The sequence below is a fragment of the Streptomyces sp. CoH27 genome (assembly GCF_020181035.1).
Classification (GTDB): Bacteria; Actinomycetota; Actinomycetes; order Streptomycetales; family Streptomycetaceae; genus Streptomyces; species Streptomyces camelliae.
Map to the genome: position 1 here is coordinate 141,008 of NZ_JAIQYY010000016.1, position 16,186 is coordinate 157,193.

At 73.2% G+C, this 16,186-nt stretch carries 14 protein-coding genes and 2 pseudogenes; 9 read left to right on the forward strand and 7 right to left on the reverse strand.

What is annotated here, in order from left to right:
• The first annotated feature begins 209 nt into the window (after positions 1–209).
• The 4 genes from LE548_RS26830 to LE548_RS46120 are packed head-to-tail and all read left to right on the forward strand — an operon-like array spanning position 210 to position 7,300.
• On the forward strand, positions 210–2,690 hold the full coding sequence (locus LE548_RS26830; protein WP_225099520.1) for an amino acid adenylation domain-containing protein: 2,481 nt from the start codon (positions 210–212) through the stop codon (positions 2,688–2,690).
• A gap of 41 nt (positions 2,691–2,731) precedes the next feature.
• Positions 2,732–3,880 (forward strand): OzmP, encoded by a 1,149-nt coding sequence (locus LE548_RS26835; RefSeq protein ID WP_225099521.1) that lies wholly within the window; start codon positions 2,732–2,734, stop codon positions 3,878–3,880.
• Positions 3,881–3,902: 22 nt separating this feature from the next.
• Positions 3,903–6,449, forward strand: a complete 2,547-nt coding sequence (locus LE548_RS26840; RefSeq protein WP_225099522.1) for a type I polyketide synthase — start codon at positions 3,903–3,905, stop codon at positions 6,447–6,449.
• Between the two features lie 26 nt (positions 6,450–6,475).
• Entirely contained in the window at positions 6,476–7,300 is an 825-nt protein-coding gene (locus tag LE548_RS46120) for a 4'-phosphopantetheinyl transferase superfamily protein (protein WP_225099523.1), read from the forward strand.
• Here LE548_RS46120 and LE548_RS26850 read toward each other — a convergent pair.
• Positions 7,224–7,865: a response regulator transcription factor gene (locus LE548_RS26850; protein ID WP_225099524.1), complete on the reverse strand. Its 642-nt coding sequence runs from the start codon at positions 7,863–7,865 to the stop codon at positions 7,224–7,226. The two genes, LE548_RS46120 and LE548_RS26850, sit on opposite strands and share 77 nt — an antisense overlap.
• Entirely contained in the window at positions 7,865–9,037 is a 1,173-nt protein-coding gene (locus LE548_RS26855) for a sensor histidine kinase (protein ID WP_225099525.1), read from the reverse strand. Before LE548_RS26855 ends, LE548_RS26850 begins: the two co-directional genes overlap by 1 nt.
• A 216-nt stretch (positions 9,038–9,253) precedes the next feature.
• Here LE548_RS26855 and LE548_RS26860 point away from each other — a divergent pair, with 216 nt between their 5' ends.
• The 4 genes from LE548_RS26860 to LE548_RS26875 all read left to right on the forward strand — a co-directional run bounded on the left by LE548_RS26860 (position 9,254) and on the right by LE548_RS26875 (position 12,104).
• On the forward strand, positions 9,254–9,952 hold the full coding sequence (locus LE548_RS26860) for a response regulator transcription factor (RefSeq protein ID WP_225099526.1): 699 nt from the start codon (positions 9,254–9,256) through the stop codon (positions 9,950–9,952).
• Positions 9,949–11,421, forward strand: a complete 1,473-nt coding sequence (locus tag LE548_RS26865; protein ID WP_225099527.1) for a sensor histidine kinase KdpD — start codon at positions 9,949–9,951, stop codon at positions 11,419–11,421. Before LE548_RS26860 ends, LE548_RS26865 begins: the two co-directional genes overlap by 4 nt.
• A 66-nt stretch (positions 11,422–11,487) precedes the next feature.
• Complete coding sequence (locus LE548_RS26870) at positions 11,488–11,898, forward strand: hypothetical protein (RefSeq protein ID WP_225099528.1); 411 nt, start codon at positions 11,488–11,490, stop codon at positions 11,896–11,898.
• Positions 11,898–12,104 carry a hypothetical protein gene (locus tag LE548_RS26875; protein ID WP_225099529.1) on the forward strand — a complete coding sequence of 69 codons (207 nt, stop codon included), beginning with the start codon at positions 11,898–11,900 and terminating at the stop codon, positions 12,102–12,104. The genes LE548_RS26870 and LE548_RS26875 overlap by 1 nt, the downstream gene beginning before the upstream one ends.
• Before the next feature lie 24 nt (positions 12,105–12,128).
• Here LE548_RS26875 and LE548_RS26880 read toward each other — a convergent pair whose 3' ends face one another.
• Positions 12,129–12,701, reverse strand: a complete 573-nt coding sequence (locus LE548_RS26880) for a cob(I)yrinic acid a,c-diamide adenosyltransferase (RefSeq protein WP_225099530.1) — start codon at positions 12,699–12,701, stop codon at positions 12,129–12,131.
• Between the two features lie 13 nt (positions 12,702–12,714).
• Positions 12,715–12,966: pseudogene (locus LE548_RS26885) on the reverse strand (ABC transporter permease); the annotation flags it as partial.
• A gap of 200 nt (positions 12,967–13,166) precedes the next feature.
• Between LE548_RS26885 and LE548_RS26890 the strand changes: the two are divergent.
• Positions 13,167–14,795: an IS200/IS605 family accessory protein TnpB-related protein gene (locus LE548_RS26890; RefSeq protein ID WP_225099531.1), complete on the forward strand. Its 1,629-nt coding sequence runs from the start codon at positions 13,167–13,169 to the stop codon at positions 14,793–14,795.
• A 4-nt stretch (positions 14,796–14,799) separates the two neighbouring features.
• On the opposite strand, the pseudogene LE548_RS26895 reads toward LE548_RS26890, so the two are convergent.
• The 3 genes and pseudogenes from LE548_RS26895 to LE548_RS26905 all read right to left on the reverse strand — a co-directional run.
• Positions 14,800–14,997 (reverse strand): annotated as a pseudogene (locus tag LE548_RS26895) (ABC transporter permease); the annotation flags it as partial.
• Positions 14,998–15,041: 44 nt separating this feature from the next.
• A complete protein-coding gene (locus LE548_RS26900) occupies positions 15,042–15,326 on the reverse strand; it encodes a DUF397 domain-containing protein (protein ID WP_225099532.1) in 285 nt (94 codons plus the stop codon).
• The gene (locus LE548_RS26905; protein ID WP_225099596.1) at positions 15,308–16,150 is read right to left on the reverse strand and encodes a helix-turn-helix transcriptional regulator; all 843 of its coding nucleotides are present in this window, start codon (positions 16,148–16,150) and stop codon (positions 15,308–15,310) included. The genes LE548_RS26900 and LE548_RS26905 overlap by 19 nt, the downstream gene beginning before the upstream one ends.
• Positions 16,151–16,186 lie beyond the last annotated feature (36 nt).

Sequence of the window (16,186 nt, forward strand, 5' to 3'; positions counted from 1 at the left end):
GTCCGCGCCCGGCCACCCCCGTCGCCCCGGGGGCGTCCTTCCCGGCCCCGCCGTCCTCATCCACCACGCCCTCGGCCACCCCCGTCGCCCCGCCGCCGGCCCTCCCGATCCCACCGTCCTCGTCCACCACGCCCTCGGCCACCGCCCCGCCCCCGACCCCCCAACCGGCCACCCCCCTCACCCCACCCCCTGCCACGGCCCAGTGCGCCGTGCCCGGCACCATCGCCGGGCTCGCTCCCGAGGCGGCCATCGCTCGGGTGCTGGCTGCGGTGCTGGTCTTTCTGGGGCGGGTGTCGGGGGAGGACGGCGGGTTCGACGTCGGGCTGCGTCGGCCGCAGGAGTCCTGGGCCGACGCAGGGGTGCCTGGGCCGCTGGAGCCGCTGGTTCCCTTCGCCGTCCCGGAGCTCGCCGATGACGACACGCTCGCCGGACTGGCGGACGGTGTCGCCCGGCGGCTGGCCGACCTGGCGCGCCGGCACGCCCCCCTGCGTGGGCTGGCCCTGCGCGAGCCCCGGCTGAGCGGGCGGTGGACCGGGGCGTACCCGGTCGTGATCGATCTGTCCGCCCACGACGGCAGCGGGCCCGCCCCCGTGCCGGACGGCACCCGGCTCGTCGTACGGCTCGGCGGGAACGGTGAGCCGGTGCGCGCGGTGGAGTTCGCCTCGTCCGAGCCGTCGTCGGGCGCATGGGTGCGCGAACTCGCCACCCGCTTCGGGAGTTTGCTGGCCGATGCCGGGGAGCGGCCCGAGGAGCCCGCCCACCGGCTGCGGCTGCTGACCGCCGACGAGCGGCGCAGGGTCCTGGACACCTGGAACGACACGGCGGCCGACTATCCGCGGGACCGCTGTGTCCACCAGCTCGTCGACGACGTCGCCCGCCGCCGTCCCGACGCGCCCGCCGTCCTGGCCGGGACCACCGAGCTGACCTACGGTGAACTCCGGCGCCGCAGCACCCGGCTGGCCGCGCGGCTGGCCCGGCAGGGCGCCGGCCCCGGCACCCTGGTCGGCGTGTATCTGCACCGCACCGCGGACCTGCTCACCGGCCTGCTCGCGGTGCTCAGGACCGGTGCCGCGTACGTACCGCTGGACCCGCTCTACCCGCGGGAGCGCATCCGCTACATGACCGAGGACTCGCAGGCCGTCCTCGTGCTCACCGAGTCGGCACTCGCACCGGACCTGGCCGGGGACTGCCCCGCACCGCTGCTCCTGCTCGACACGCCGGACTCCGCGCCGGACCAGGACGCCACCGCTGCCGCCGCCCCCGCCCCCGACCGGGCGAGTGCCGACGCACCCGCCTACGTGATCTACACCTCCGGCTCCACCGGCCGCCCCAAGGGCGTGCGGGTCGGCCACCGGGCGCTGACCAACCTGCTGTGCGCCATGGCGCGCACCACAGGCTTCACCGGCACGGACACCCTGCTGGCCGTCACCACGGCCTGCTTCGACATCGCGGCCCTGGAGCTGTTCCTGCCCCTGGTGACCGGCGGCCGGGTTCGGGTGGCCCCGGCCGAGGCCGCCGCCGACGGCTTCGCCCTGCGCGAGCTGGTCGAGCGGACCGCGCCCACCGTCATGCAGGCCACCCCGGTCACCTGGCGCATGCTCATCGGCGCGGGCTGGCCGGGCAGCCCCGGACTGACCGTGCTGTGCGGCGGCGAGGCCCTGCCCGCCGACCTGGCCGACGCCCTGGTCACCCGCGCCCGCCGGGTGTGGAACGTCTACGGGCCCACCGAGACCACCATCTGGTCCTCGGCCGACGGCGTGACGGCCGGACAGCCCGTCACGATCGGCCGCCCGCTGGCCAACACACGCATGTACGTCCTCGACCGGCACCTGGCGCCCGTCCCGCCGGGCACCCCCGGGGAGCTGTACATCGGCGGCGACGGCGTGGCCGACGGATACCACCGGCGGCCGGAGCTCACCGCCGAGCGGTTCCTCGACGACCCCTTCCGGCCCGGCCGCGTCTACCGCACCGGCGACCTGGTACGGCACCTGCCCGACGGACGCCTGGAATATCTGCGCCGGGCCGACGGCCAGGTCAAACTGAACGGCTTCCGCATCGAGACCGGTGAGATCGAGGCCGTCCTGCGGGACGACCCGCGCATCGGTGACGCGGCGGTCGTCGTCCACCGGGACGCCGACGGCGGCGGCAGCCTCGTCGCCTACGTCGTCCCGGCGGCGGGGCACGACTGCCCCCCGGCCGCCGAACTGCGCACCCGCGCCGCCGCCCGCCTGCCCGCCTACATGCTGCCCGGCGCCGTCGTACCGCTGCCGCGGCTGCCGCGCACCCCCAACGGAAAGCTCGACCGCAGGGCACTGCCCGCGCCCGGGGCGGGCCCGGTCGCCGTACCGGCCGGTGCCCTGCCCGAGGGCGGCCCGGAGGAACGGATCGCCGCGGTCTGGCAGGACGTGCTCGGCGTCCCGTCGGTGCCCGTCGACGTCAACTTCTTCGAGGCGGGCGGGGACTCGCTGCGGCTGACCCGGGTCGTGGCCCGGATCCGGGCGGACCTGGGCCACGAGGTGAGCCGGCTGGACATGCTCCGGTACCCGACCGTGCGGGCCCTGGCCCGCCACCTCGCCGACGGCGCAGGCGGCGCCGGCGACGCCGTACCGGCGGTGCCGCGGGCGCGGGCGGACGGCCGCGGCCGCGCGCTGCTGGCCCAGCGCCGGCGCCGGGCCGGTACCGACCGGTGAGCCCGGCCGCCCACCCCACCACACGAACCAAGGGAGACACCATGCAACCCACCGCCGCGCGCTGCCGGATCTGCTCACTCGGTGAGGGACACCCCGGAGTCGTCCTCGACGAGGACCAGGTGTGCAACCTGTGCAACCTGAACGTCGCCGGGGAACTCCTCGACAACTACCGCTACACCAACCAGGTCTTCACCGAGTTCCAGCAGGCGCCACCCAACCCGGCGGGCGACCACGACTGCCTGTTCATGTACAGCGGCGGCAAGGACAGCACCTACATGCTGGACAAGTTCGTCAACGAGTACGGCAAGCGGACCCTCGCCTACACCTTCGACGTCCCGTTCGAGAGCAGCCACGCGGCCCGCAACATCCAGCTGGCCCGCGAGAAGCTGCCCGCCACCTTCGTCTTCGACTCGGACGACGACAACATCAAGAAGATGATGCGGGACGTCTTCAACCGGCCCCGGCCGGGCAAGCCCGGCGCGTACCTGGACGAGAAGCTGCCGTGCGTGTCCTGCCGTACCTTCTTCGTCATCCGGGCGATCCTGTACGCCTTCCGCGAGCGCATCCCGTACATCGTGCTGTGCGCCGACCCGCAGCAGATCCTCACCATGGAGTCCAACGTCCGCGAGGTCGTGCGCGGCTTCTACCGCACCTTCGGCCCGGAGTTGGCGAGCGAGCTGTTCGACGGGGCGATCGAGGACGTCCTGTTCGCCGAGGACGACGAACTCCCCAAGATCGTCTTCCCGTTCATCGCGCTGCGCCACGAGTACGACCCCGAGCGGATGGTGCGCGAACTGAAGGAGAAGGGGCTGTACGAGTCCTCCCCGATGGAGACCCACTGCACCCTGTTCCCGCTGCTGAACTACTACTCCTTCAAGAACTGGGGCTGCATGTTCTACAAGCTCAACGCGTCGAGCTATGTGCGCGCGGTCCATCGCAACGAGAACTACGACCGGTCGACGTTCAGCATCAGGTTCCCCCGGTCGCTCGATCTGCCGGACGTCGAGGACCGGCTGGGCCGGGTGGTGATGGAGATCGCCGCCGGCACGGGTGACCGCGAGGAGCACCGGGCGGCCCTCGTGGACCTCTTCATGCGGATGGATGCCACCGAGGACGCGGCGGGTTTCGTGGCGGAGTCATTCCTGGACATGCGCAAGGTCGCCGCGGATCTCGGAATCAAGGTCGGTTGAGGGGAAGGCTGAGGGAAAGACAGTGAACGCACAGGACATACGGACCGAGGGCACGCCACAGCCGGAGGCGGGCGGTGAGACCAGGGAGTCCGACATCGCCGTCATCGGCATGGCGTGCCGGTTCCCGGGCGCCGACACCCCGGAGCGGTTCTGGGAGGTGCTCACCGAGGGCCGCGAGACCCTCACCTACTTCTCCGACGAGGAGCTGCGCGCGGCCGGCGTGAGCGACGCGCGCTTGAGCAACCCGCGCTATGTGAAGGCCGGCCAGATCGTGGCCGGGGCCGACCGGTTCGACGCCGGCCTGTTCGGCATCACCCGCGACGAGGCCGAACTGATCGACCCGCAGCAGCGGCAGATCCTGGAGTGCGCCGTCGAGGCACTGGACCAGGCCGGCTACGACCCGGAGCGCACCGAGGAGCGCATCGGTGTCTACGCGGGCGTCGGCATGAACACCTACCTGCTGCACAACCTGGCGGAACGGCACCGTACGGCGTCCTCGGTGGACCGCTACCGGATGATGGTCGCCAACGACAAGGACTTCACCGCCACCCGCGTCTCGTACAAGCTCGACCTGCGCGGCCCGGCCCTGTCGGTGAACACCGCCTGCTCCACCTCCCTGGTGGCCGTGCACCAGGCCTGTCTGGCGCTGCTGTCCGGCGACTGCGGCATGGCCCTGGTGGGCGCCGCGCACCTCCAGGCCGAGCAGCGCGAGGGATACCTCCACCACGACGGGATGATCTTCTCGCCCGACGGTCACTGCCGGGCCTTCGACGCCAAGGCGCAGGGCACGGTGATCGGCAACGGCGTGGGCGTGGTGGTGCTCAAGCGGCTGACCGACGCGCTGGCGGACGGCGACTGGATCCACGCCGTCATCAAGGGCACCGCCGTGAACAACGACGGCTCGGCCAAGACCGGCTTCACCGCGCCCAGCATCGATGGACAGGCCACGGTCGTCGCCGACGCCCAGGAGATCGCCGACGTCCCGGCCGCGACGATCTCCTACGTCGAGGCGCACGGCACCGCCACCCCGCTCGGCGACCCGGTCGAGATCGCCGCGCTCAACCAGGCGTTCACCCGTGCGGGCACCCGGCCGCCGGCCGGTTCCTGCGCGATCGGCTCGGTCAAGACCAACGTGGGCCACCTGGACACCGCCGCGGGCATGGCCGGCCTGATCAAGACGATCCTGATGCTCCGGCACCGCACGCTCGTCCCCAGCCTCCACTTCGAGTCCGCCAACCCCGAGATCGACTTCGCGGCCGGCCCCTTCTACGTCAACACCGAGACCAGGCCGTGGCCGGCCGGGGCGAGCCCGCGCCGGGCCGGAGTCAGCTCCTTCGGCGTGGGCGGCACCAACGCCCACATCGTCCTGGAGGAGCCACCCGCCCAGGCCGCCCGCCCCGAGGCCCCGGCCGCCGGTCCGCGGCTGCTCGTCCTGTCGGCCCGCACCCCGGCCGCTCTCGACACGGCGACCGCGCGTCTGGCCCGGCAGCTGCGCCAGGACCGGGGCCTCGAACTGACCGACGTGGCCCAGACGCTGGCCCTGGGCCGCCGGATCCACGCCCACCGGCGGGCGCTGGTCGCCACCGGCACGCGGGACGCGGCGCTCGCCCTCGCCCTCGGCGACGACAGCCGGGTGCTCACGTCGGTGACGGACGGCCCGCGTCCGGTCCTGCTGCTCGACGCCGGCGCCATCGCCTCCCGGGAGCACGCCGAGGACCTCCAGGAGCGGGTGCCGGCCTTCCGGGAGCACCTCGCGCACTGCGCCGAGCGTTTCGGCCTCCCCGACACCGCCGCCCTGCTCGCGGCGGGCGACGCGCGGGCGGCCTTCGCGGTGCAGTACGCCACCCTGCGCACGCTCACCGGGTGGGGCGTGCGGGCGGCGGTGTCCGTCACCGGCGCCGACGCCCTGCCCGAACCGGCTCGCACCCTGCTGACGGACGCCGACCTGCCGCAGCCCGGTGCCGCGGAGGCCGGGGCCGCCCTGCCGCTCCTGCCGACCGGCGGCACCGGGACGGAGTTCCTGCTGGGACTGCTGGCCCGGCTGTGGACGGCGGGCGAGGACGTCGACTGGTCGGCGGTGTACGACGGCGAGCCCGTGCGCCGGGTGCCGCTGCCCCCGTACGCCTTCGACCACGAGCGCTACTGGATCGAGCCGGACGGCGCCGCCGACCGGCCCGCCCCGGCCGCCGCCGGCCGGCTGGGCGAGCGGGTGGCGGATGCCCCCGACGCGGAGAAGGCCACGCTGATCACGGAGTTCGTCCAGCGGGAGATCGCGACGGTGCTCGGCACCGCCGATCCCCTCGACGTGGACCTCGACGGCAACCTGTTCGACATGGGGCTGGACTCGCTCATCCTGATCGAGGTGATCGCCACGCTCGGCGACGAACTCGATCACGAGGTGCGGACCTCGGCGTTCGTGGAGTTCCCGACGGTACGGTCCTTCGTCGCCGCGCTCGGCGAGGAGATGGGCTTCGCCCAGGACGACACGGCACGGCCGGGTGCGGGCGACGGCCAGGGCCGCGTCTCCCGCCGCGCCCAGCGGGCGGCCGCCCGCCGGGCCGGAGCCTGACCGATGCCGTGGGGGAGGGAACGAGGGTGGGCACGAGACTGACCGGAGCCGCCGAGTGCCATGTCTGGCTGGCCCCGGCCGTCGCGGATCCGGTGCTGCTGGACCTCCTCGACCCCGCCGAACGGGACCGCGTCCGGGGCCTGCTCCGCGAGGAGGCCCGGACGCTGTCCACCGCCGCCCACGCCCTGCTCCGCCTGGTCCTGGCGGCACACACCGGCGCGCAGCCGTGGCGGATCCGGCTGGCCCGGACCTGTCGCGGCTGCGGCGGCGCGCACGGCAAACCCCGTCTCGCGGACCCGCCCGCGGACCTGGAGTTCTCCCTCTCCCACTGCGCCGGCCTGGTCGCCGTGGCCGTCACCTCCGGCCGCCCCGTCGGGGTGGACGTCGAGGCCGTCGGCGACCTGTCCGGCGACCGCGCCCTGCTGCCCCACAGGGTGCTGTCCGAGGCCGAGCGAGATGCGTTCGCGGTCCTTCCCGAGCCCCACGCCCCGGCCGCGTTCACCCGCTACTGGGCCCGCAAGGAAGCCCTGTTGAAGGCCACCGGCGACGGCCTGCTGGTGAACCCGGCCGACCTCACGGTGAGCGCCCCCGACACACCGGCCGCCCTGCTCCACTGGCGCGGCCGCCCGGCCCCCCACCCCCCGCTCCCGCTCGCCGACGTGCCGGCGGGCCCGGACCACCGGTGCGCCGTCGCCTTCGTCGGCCCGCACCCGCCCGGCTTCCGGATGGTGGCCCATCGGCTCGGATCCGTCCGCGACGCGGCCGCCGGGTCCCTCACACCGCCAGCTCCCGGGCCAGCATGGCCGCCTGAACCCGGCTGCGCAGCCCCAGCTTGGCCAGCAACCGGCTGACGTGGGTCTTCACGGTGCCCTCCGCCATGTCCAGGCGGGCCGCGATCTCCGCGTTCGACAGGCCCTGCCCGAGGCAGGACAGCACCTCGCGCTCGCGGCGGGTCAGCCCGTCCAGCACGGCCGGGTCGGCGTCCGGCTCCCGCGTCGGGGCCGCCGCGAACTCGGCGAGCAGCCGCCGGGTCACGGCCGGCGCGACGATCCCCTCCCCGCCGGCCACCGTCCGCACGGCCGTCAGCAGCTCCCTGGCCTCGGCGCTCTTCAGCAGAAACCCCGCCGCCCCGGCCCGCAGCGCCCCGAACACATACGCGTCCAGGTCGAAGGAGGTCAGCACCAGCACGTCCGCGAGCTCCTCCGCGACGATCGCCCGGGTCGCCGACACCCCGTCGAGCAGCGGCATCTGCACATCCATCAGCACCAGGTCGGGCCGCAGCTCCCGGGCCAGCGCGACCGCCCGCTCACCGTCCCCGGCCTCCCCGACCACCTCGATGTCGGGCGCGCTGCGCAGGATCAGGACGAGCCCGGCGCGGACGGCGGACTGGTCCTCGGCGACCAGGACGCGGATCATCAGGGGGTCTCTCCTTCGGTGAGCGGAAGATCGGCGCGTACCTCCCACAGCTGCCCCCGCGGTCCGGCCTCGAAGCGCCCGCCGAGCAGCGCGGCCCGCTCCCGCATCCCGGTCAGGCCGGAACCCGAGCCGGGGGCGCGGGAGCCGTCACCGGCCCGGTAGGCGTTGGTCACACGCACCCGCAAGGTGCCGTCGTCCTGCCGCAGTGCCACCTCGACGGGCCCCTCGGCCGCGTGCTTGAGGGCGTTGGTCAGCGACTCCTGCACGATCCGGTACGCGGCCAGCTCGACCGGCGCGGGCACCCGGCTGTGCCCGTCCGCCAGGCGGACGTCCAGGCCGTTGGCGCGGGCGCCCTTGACGAGCGTGGCCACTCCGTCGAGCGTCGGCGTCACGGCGGGCTCCACATCCCCGCTGCTGTCGCGGAGGATGCCGATCAGCCGCCGCATCTCGGCCAGCCCCTCGACGCTGTTCTCCCGGATGACGGCGAGGGCGTCCCGCGAGGTCTGCGGATCGTCCAGCGACAGCGCGGCCGTGGAGTGAATGGCGATCGCGGACAGGTGGTTGGCGACCATGTCGTGCAACTCCCGTGCCATCCGGGCCCGTTCGGCGGTGACCGCCTGGGTGCGGTCCATCTCGGCCAGCAGCGCGGTCTGTTCGGCGCGCAGCCGGGCCGCCTCGGCGGCGTCCCGGTGGTTGCGCACCACCCAGCCGGTCGCGGCCGGCGCGAACGAGAGGATGCCGATGCCGACACCGATCAGCAGTGCGTGGGCGTCGCGGAGCAGGGCTGCCGGGACGACACCGCCGAGGACGGTGAGCATGCAGGTGATCCAGCAGATCCGGCGGGCGGAGGCGAGGCTGCCGTACAGGACGGCCGCGTACACCAGGTCGGTGTACAGGATGACGGTGACGACGTTGCCCTGGGTGACCGTGTCCAGGGTCAGGGCGAGCGTGCCGATGAACAGGCCGACGCGCGGCGTTGAGCGGCGCAGCGGTTCGCAGGCCGCCGTCACCACCAGCGGCAGCAGCGGCGCCCAGGCCGGGTGCCACAGCACCAGCGGGTCGGCGACCACACGCGGATGGATCCCGAGCGCCCAGAGCACCATCCCGCCGAGCAGCCCGCCCACGGCGATGCGCAGGTCGTCGCGGTGGGGGCGGGAGAGCGCTCGTGCCATGCCCCCATCCAACACGCTCGCCGCCGCGTCCGACTGCTCCTGCGGAAGGGTCCCGGACTGCGACTTTCGCTTACGGCGACCTCGCCCGCGCCCACCGCGTGGATGCGGGCAAGCTCGTCGTCCTCGTCGCCGAGGTCGGGCACCGACGGGAGACCTACCGCCGCCTCTGACCCGGTTGCCGAGGGTCGTACGCTGGCCCGGCGGTGAGGAGGGCGTATGGGTGACAGGGTCGGGGCGGTGCTGGTCGTCGACGACGATGCGGCGATCCGGCGGTCGCTGGAGCGGGGGCTCAGGCTCAGCGGGTTCGGGGTGCGGACCGCCGCCGGCGGGGCCGAGGCGCTGGCGGCGATCGAGGACAGTCCGCCCGACGTGCTCGTCCTCGACGTCTCCATGCCCGGGATGAGCGGTATCGAGGTGTGCACGCGGCTGCGGGGCGAGGGGCGGGATCTGCCCGTGCTGATGCTGTCCGCGCTCGACGAGACCGCCGACCGGATCGCCGGGCTCCAGGCGGGCGGTGACGACTATCTGGTCAAGCCCTTCGCTTTGCAGGAGCTGGTGCTGCGGTTGCATGCCCTGCTGAGGCGCCGCCCGCCCGCCGGACGGGAGATGCTGCGGGTGGCGGGGCTGACCATCGATCCGGGCGCCCGTACCGCCGCGCGCGACGGCGTCCCGCTGGAGCTGACCCGGCGCGAGTTCGAGCTGCTGGAGGTCCTCGCCCGTAACGCCGGGCTCGTCCTCACCCGCGACCAGCTGCTGGAACGGGTCTGGGGCTACGACTTCGACGTGCGCACCGACACCGTCGACACCTTCGTCAGCTACCTGCGGCGCAAACTGGAGGCGGAGCGACGCCCCCGGCTGATCCACACCGTGCGGGGCGTCGGCTTCGTACTGAGAGAACCCCGGGACACACCGTGAGACTCTCCGCCCGTATCGGCCTCGCCGTCGGCTGCACCGTCCCGCTGCTGGTGCTGGCCGGCGGCTGGCTGCTGCTGCACCTGGTCGCCCAGGATCTGCGCCGGGCCGAGGACCAGCACCTGGGCCGGCGCGCGACCGCCGTCGCCCCGGACGCCCGAGCCCTGCTGCGGGCCGCCGCGAACGGCCGCCCCAAGGCCGCCGACACCCGCGAACGGCAGCTCTTCGACGCGGCCCTCGACGTCGGCGTACGCGTCGTCGGCCCGGACGGGACCTTCAGCGGCGGCCCGCAGCCCGGACCCGCGGCGGCGCTGCCCGACCGCACATCCGGATTCGTCGCCGTACGCGCCGACGGCCGCACCTGGCGGGCCCTGGCCCGGCCGGTGCACGCCGGTACGGTCACCGGCACGCTGTGGCTGTTCTCGCCCGACACCGCCGCCCGGGTCCAGATCCCGCTCGTCCGCCGCCGGGTGATCGCCACCGCCCTGCTCGCGGCCCCCGTCTCCGGCCTGCTCGCCTGGGGCCTGGCCGCCGGGGCGAGCGCGCCGCTGCGCCGGCTCACCCGCCGTACCGCCGGACTCGACCCGCGCACCAGCGGCGCCCGGCTCGGGCAGTGGCGGACCGGAGTGGTCGAGGTCGACGAACTGGCGGCCACCGTACGCACCGTCCTCGCCCGCTACGACGAACAGGCCGCGCGCACCGCCGAGGCCCTGGACACCGCACGCTCCTTCTCCTCCGCCGCCGCCCACGAACTGCGCACCCCGCTGATGAGCATGGGCACCAACCTCGACATCCTGGCCGGGCATCCGGACCTGCCCGCAGCCGAGCGCGCCGAGGTCGTGACCGACCTGCGCCACGAACACGCCCGGCTTCTGGGCCTGTTGGTGATGCTCCGGGAACTGGGGCGGGGCGATCTGGTGGAGGCGGAGGCGTTCCGGGCCGTCGACCTCGCCGACACCGCCGACGCGGCCGTGGCCGAGGCCCGGCATCGCGCCCCCGATGCCGAGATCACCCTGGACGCGGCACCCGGGCTCACCGTGCACGGCTGGGAGCCGGGACTGCGGCTCCTGCTGGACAACCTGCTGGCCAACGCCCTCGCCCACGGCCGGGACGCGCAGGGCCGGGCGGTGGTGCGGGTGGGGGTGACGGGCGGTGCCGGAGAGATGCTGGTGACGGTGGACGATCAGGGGCCCGGCGTTCCGGCCGACGCCCGCGCCCGGATCTTCGAGCGGTTCCAGCGGGGCCCGGACAGCGCGGGTTCCGGCCTCGGCCTCACCCTCGTCGCCCAGCAGGCGGCGCTGCACCGGGGGAGTGTCACCGTCACGGACGGGCCGGACGGCACCGGCGCCCGCTTCGTCGTACGGCTGCCCCGCGGCGGCGGCGAGCTGCCCGGCCCTCCCGGCCGGCGGGACTGGCTGATCGGTACAGCCGGGGCAAACCGGTCACAGAGTTTCCCCAAAGACCCTGCCTAGCCTCCGGCACGGACGGACGGCCGACCGCGGCCGCCCGGAACCGAACGGAAGTGAACGGAGAGGCAGATGTACGGACGACGACGCACGCGCACGCTGCTCGCGGGGCTCGCCGTGACGGCCGTCCTGGCGGGCGGCGCGGCGGGGACGGCGGCCGCGGCCGACAGCACCCCCAAGCCGGCGCCCACCGGTGACGGGGCCCACGGGCTGTGCAAGCGGGTGCCGAAGATCGACCGCCGGATCGAGCGGGCCCTGAAGCGGCTGGAGGCGGGACCGGGCACGCGCGGCTCGATCGCCCGGCTGGAGAAGCGCGTCGACAACGCGAAGAAGGCGGGCCACACCGCGATCGCCACCTATCTCCAGGACCGGCTGAACTTCCGCAAGTCGCTGGTCACGAACTTGCAGCAGCGGCAGAAGGACCTCGCGGCCGTCTCCACCTGGTGCAAGGACAACGCCGCCGGCAAGGCGGCGGCGAGCTGATGCGGGCCCGGCACGCCGTGCTGCCGGCGGTGGCGCTGCTCGTGGCGCTCACCGCGGGCTGCGCGCACCACGACAGCGCGTCCCCGAAGGCTCCGGCCCCCTCCGGCACGCCCTCGGGATACGCGCAGATGCAGCAGAAGGTGAACGCGGCCGAGTCCGCCGCAGCAGCGGCCGACAGCGACGCGAAGAGCACGGCGGACCGGTGACCCGGCGGGGAGCGCGGGTACTGCTCAGCGCTCCCCGCCCGGCACCCACAGGACATCCCCGGTCTCCTGGTTGGCCGTCCGCGCCAAGATGAACAGCAGGTCGGACAGGCGGTTGAGGTAGGTGGCCGTCAGGGGGTTCATCGTGTCGGCGTGGGCCTCCAGGGCCACCCAGGTGGAGCGCTCGGCCCGGCGTACGACCGTGCAGGCCTGGTGGAGCAGGGCCGCGCCCGGGGTGCCGCCGGGGAGGATGAAGGAGCGGAGCTTCTCCAGCCGCTCGTTGAAGCGGTCGCAGTCCGCCTCCAGCCGGTCGATGTAGAACTGCTCGACTCTGAGCGGCGGGAACTTCGGATTCTCCACCACCGGCGTCGACAGATCCGCGCCCACGTCGAACAGGTCGTTCTGGACGCGGGTGAGCACCTGGACGATCTCCGCCGCCAGGCCGCCCAGCGCGATCGCGGTGCCGATGACGGCGTTGGCCTCGTTGGCGTCCGCGTAGGCGGAGATGCGGAGGTCCGTCTTGGGCACCCGGCTCATGTCACCGAGGCTGGTGGTGCCCTGGTCGCCGGTCCGGGTGTAGATACGCGTCAGATTGACCATGTGACCAGCCTAGTTACGCTCCGGCCGTCCGGAAGACCCGTGTGCCCACCGTCACCGCGAGCGCCGCGAAGCCGACGGCGACGAGGACGCCGTAGAGCATGTGCGCGGTGGCGTAGTGGCCCACGTACGCGTCGCGTACCGCGTCGACCAGATAGCGGAACGGCACGAAGTGCGAGAGCACGTCCAGCCAGCCGGGGGCCAGGGTCATCGGGAGCATCAGGCCGGAAAGCAGCATCGACGGCATCGACACCATGTTGATCAGCGGGCTCCTGCGGGGTTGGGAACTGCTGTCCGCCGACTGCGGATGAGCACGTTCTGGGGTGCATGAGTGAGCGCCCTGGCCGCGGGACTCGCAATCCCTGAAGTTGAATGTGTGTTCGCCCATCGAATGCGTAACCTCTGCCGGTGGCGGTCGTTGGGTGTGGTGACGGGATGTTCGACTGACGCGGGGACGGGGGTGAGGGCATGGGCGGACTGCGGGAGATGGCGGCGCCGTTCGTCGTCCTGGGGCCCTCCGGGGTGGCGGTCCGCACCCGGCTCAAGGACCTGACCGCCGAGGACGAGGAGGTATTGCGCCTGGTCGGTGATCTGCTCGGGATCCTCGCCTGCCGCGACCTCAAAGCGCGGTGCGCGGCGGGGCTGGACCATGACAGCGAGCGGTGGGCCGAGCGTAAGCGTGTGCTGACGCGGGAGTCCTCCTCCCGGTGGGCCGGGTCGATCACGAAGGCCTCCCACGATCAGTGGGCGCTCGCCCGGCGTGGTCGGCTCGCCCACATCCACAGCCTGGAAGCCGGGATCGCCACGATCAAGCACCGCCTCTCCTTGCCGGTCGGGGAGAAGGGCTCGAAGAAGGCGCCGGGCGGTTACCGCAGCAGGCGGGAGTGGCACGCCAAAGCGCGCCGCCTGCACGTGCTGGCCGACCGGCTGGCTGCCGCGCGGGCGGAGTGGCGGGCCGGGGTCGTGCGGGTGGTGCGCGGCGGGAAGAGGCTGCTGAACACCCGCCACCACCTGGAAGCCGCCGATCTCAGCGAGGAGCGGTGGCGTGCGCGGTGGCAGGCCGAGCGCCGCTTCCTCGCGGCGGACGGCGAGTCCGGCAAGCGGTTCGGCAACGAGACCATCCGTGTCACCCCCGACGGCGAGGTGGGCATCAAGCTCCCGGCCCCTTTGGCGCACCTGGCCAACGCCCCGCACGGGCGGTACGTGCTCGCCGCGAGGGTGGCGTTCGCACACCGGGGTGAGCAGTGGGCCGACCGCGTCGCAGCGAACCGGGCGGTCGCCTACCGCATCCACGAAGACACGACGCGCGGCCGCTGGTACCTGACCGCGTCGTGGACGATTCCCCCGGTCAAGACCGTCCCCCTGGCGGCGGCCCGCGCGAACGGGCTGGTCGGCGTGGACACCAACGCCGACCACCTCGCCGCCTGGCGCCTCGACACCCACGGCAACCCCGTCGGCGAGCCCCACCGGTTCTTCTTCGACCTGTCCGGCACCGCAGCCCATCGCGACGCCCAGGTCCGCCACGCCCTGATCCGGCTGCTGCACTGGGCCAAACGCCACGGGCTGTCCATCGCGGTCGAGGACCTCGACTTCCAGGCGGAGAAGACCCGCGAGAAGCACGGCCGCCGCAAGAAGTTCCGCAAGCTGATCTCCGGCATGCCGGTGTCCAGGCTTCGGGCCCGGCTGGTGTCCATGGCGGCCGAACTCGGCATCCCCGTGATCGCCGTCGACCCCGCCTACACCTCCAAGTGGGGCGCCCAGCACTGGCAGAAACCTCTCACCACCAATACTCGCAAGACCACCCGCCACGACGCTGCCGCCGTGGCGATCGGCAGGCGCGCCCTGGGGCACCCGATCCGGCGACGGACGGCACCGCCCCTGCACGACCGGAGTGATCGTGCAGGGCATCGGACCGTCCAGGCCAGACCGGGTTTCCCAGGGCGTGAGGGAAACCGCCCCCGCGTCCCCGGACCACGGACACGATCCGTGCGCGCCGGACGCGGAGCGAACGCGGTGGACCAGGACGCCCAACACCGTTCGGGACGTCCGGCTGAGCACGAGTCCTGGCAACAGGACTCACTCCCGCTCAGTCCCTAGGAACGGTGCGGACCGTCATCCCCAGCGCGGACGACAGCGAGGCCAGGGAGAGGGCCAGCAGGGTGACGAAGGCGAAGCCGATCAGGATGCCGGCCAGGGGTGCGCGCAGGCCCATCACCAGCGCGGCCAGCACCAGCAGCACCGCCTGGAAGACGAAGACCGTGGCATCGCACAGCACCCGCCCGAGCAGGAGGGCGACCGGGTCCTCACGTACGCGAAGCGCGCATCCGACTCGCCCAAGCAGACTTAGTGGAACGTTCCGCTCTGGACGGCGGCGACGAACGCCGTCCAGGGGGCGGGGGCGAAGAGGAGAGCGGGGCGGTCGGGGGCCTTGCTGTCACGGACGGGGACGGCGGAGGGGATGGTGTCGGAGACTTCGAGGCAGGCGCCGCCGTCGGGGTTGCTGTAGCTGCTCTTGCGCCAGTGGGCGGTGGCCAGCAGGTCGTCGGAGACTTCGAGGCACTCGCCGCCGTCGGGGTTGCTGTAGCTGCTCTTGCGCCAGGTCACGCCGCTCAGGTCGATGGATCGCACGGCACTTCCTCCAACATCCGCAGGATGAACTTCCGCGACTCGGCCGGGTTCAACGCCTGGTCGCGCATCGCATCGTACGCACGTTGCAGCTTCTCAACTGCGGCGTTTTCTTCGATCAGTTCGCCTCGGTGCGCGTTCTCCGTGTACGCCACCGTAGTGCCGTCCGTCAGCCGAAGGAACATGACGGCGGTACTGACCAAGCCATGCATACCGGCGCTGTTCGGCAGCACCTGCAACGTGATGTTCGGGCGCTCCGACGCCTCCAGGAGATACTCCAACTGCTCCCGCCACGCACCCGCGTCACGCAGCGGCGTGCGCAGCACCGTCTCGGCGATGAGCGCGCGGAAGGGCGGCGCGTTTTTGCCCTCCAGCAGCATCCGCCGGCCGCTGCGAGCCGCCACCTGCTGGTCCAGTTCCTCGTCCTTGTAGCCACCGAGGGTGAGCACCTCGCGTGCGTAGGCATCCGTCTGCAACAGGCCCGGAAGGATGCTCACCCCGAAGTGCCAGAGACTCATCGCCTCCGCTTCCAGCATCATGTACCGCCTGTACTGCTGCTTGAACTGCGCCGGATCCCCCAGCGCCATCTCCCACATCGCCAGCAACAACCCAGGCGTGCCATAGAACTGATCCAGCGCCTCCGCCACCTCCGGGCTCCCCAGCGTCTCCCCGCTCTCCAGCTTCGCGAAGAGCGACGGATCCCAGCCCACCGCCTCCGCCAGCGCCCGCAGGCTCAAGCCCCGTGCCGTGCGCAGCCGGCGGAGCTCCTCCGCGTAACGCCGCCTGGGCTCCTGGCTGCGGCCGGTGACCACCCTTCGCGCCGGCATGGCACACCCCCGAAACTCACGTGTAGCGATATGAAC

Bases quoted from the DNA above. Each gene is read 5' to 3' on its own strand.
- LE548_RS26880 (WP_225099530.1), bottom strand. From the start codon at position 12,701: ATGGTCAATCTGACGCGTATCTACACCCGGACCGGCGACCAGGGCACC.
- LE548_RS26905 (WP_225099596.1), bottom strand. From the start codon at position 16,150: ATGCCGGCGCGAAGGGTGGTCACCGGCCGCAGCCAGGAGCCCAGGCGG.
- LE548_RS26855 (WP_225099525.1), bottom strand. From the start codon at position 9,037: ATGGCACGAGCGCTCTCCCGCCCCCACCGCGACGACCTGCGCATCGCC.
- LE548_RS26860 (WP_225099526.1), top strand. From the start codon at position 9,254: ATGGGTGACAGGGTCGGGGCGGTGCTGGTCGTCGACGACGATGCGGCG.
- LE548_RS26875 (WP_225099529.1), top strand. From the start codon at position 11,898: ATGCGGGCCCGGCACGCCGTGCTGCCGGCGGTGGCGCTGCTCGTGGCG.
- LE548_RS26870 (WP_225099528.1), top strand. From the start codon at position 11,488: ATGTACGGACGACGACGCACGCGCACGCTGCTCGCGGGGCTCGCCGTG.
- LE548_RS26850 (WP_225099524.1), bottom strand. From the start codon at position 7,865: ATGATCCGCGTCCTGGTCGCCGAGGACCAGTCCGCCGTCCGCGCCGGG.
- LE548_RS26835 (WP_225099521.1), top strand. From the start codon at position 2,732: ATGCAACCCACCGCCGCGCGCTGCCGGATCTGCTCACTCGGTGAGGGA.
- LE548_RS26890 (WP_225099531.1), top strand. From the start codon at position 13,167: ATGGGCGGACTGCGGGAGATGGCGGCGCCGTTCGTCGTCCTGGGGCCC.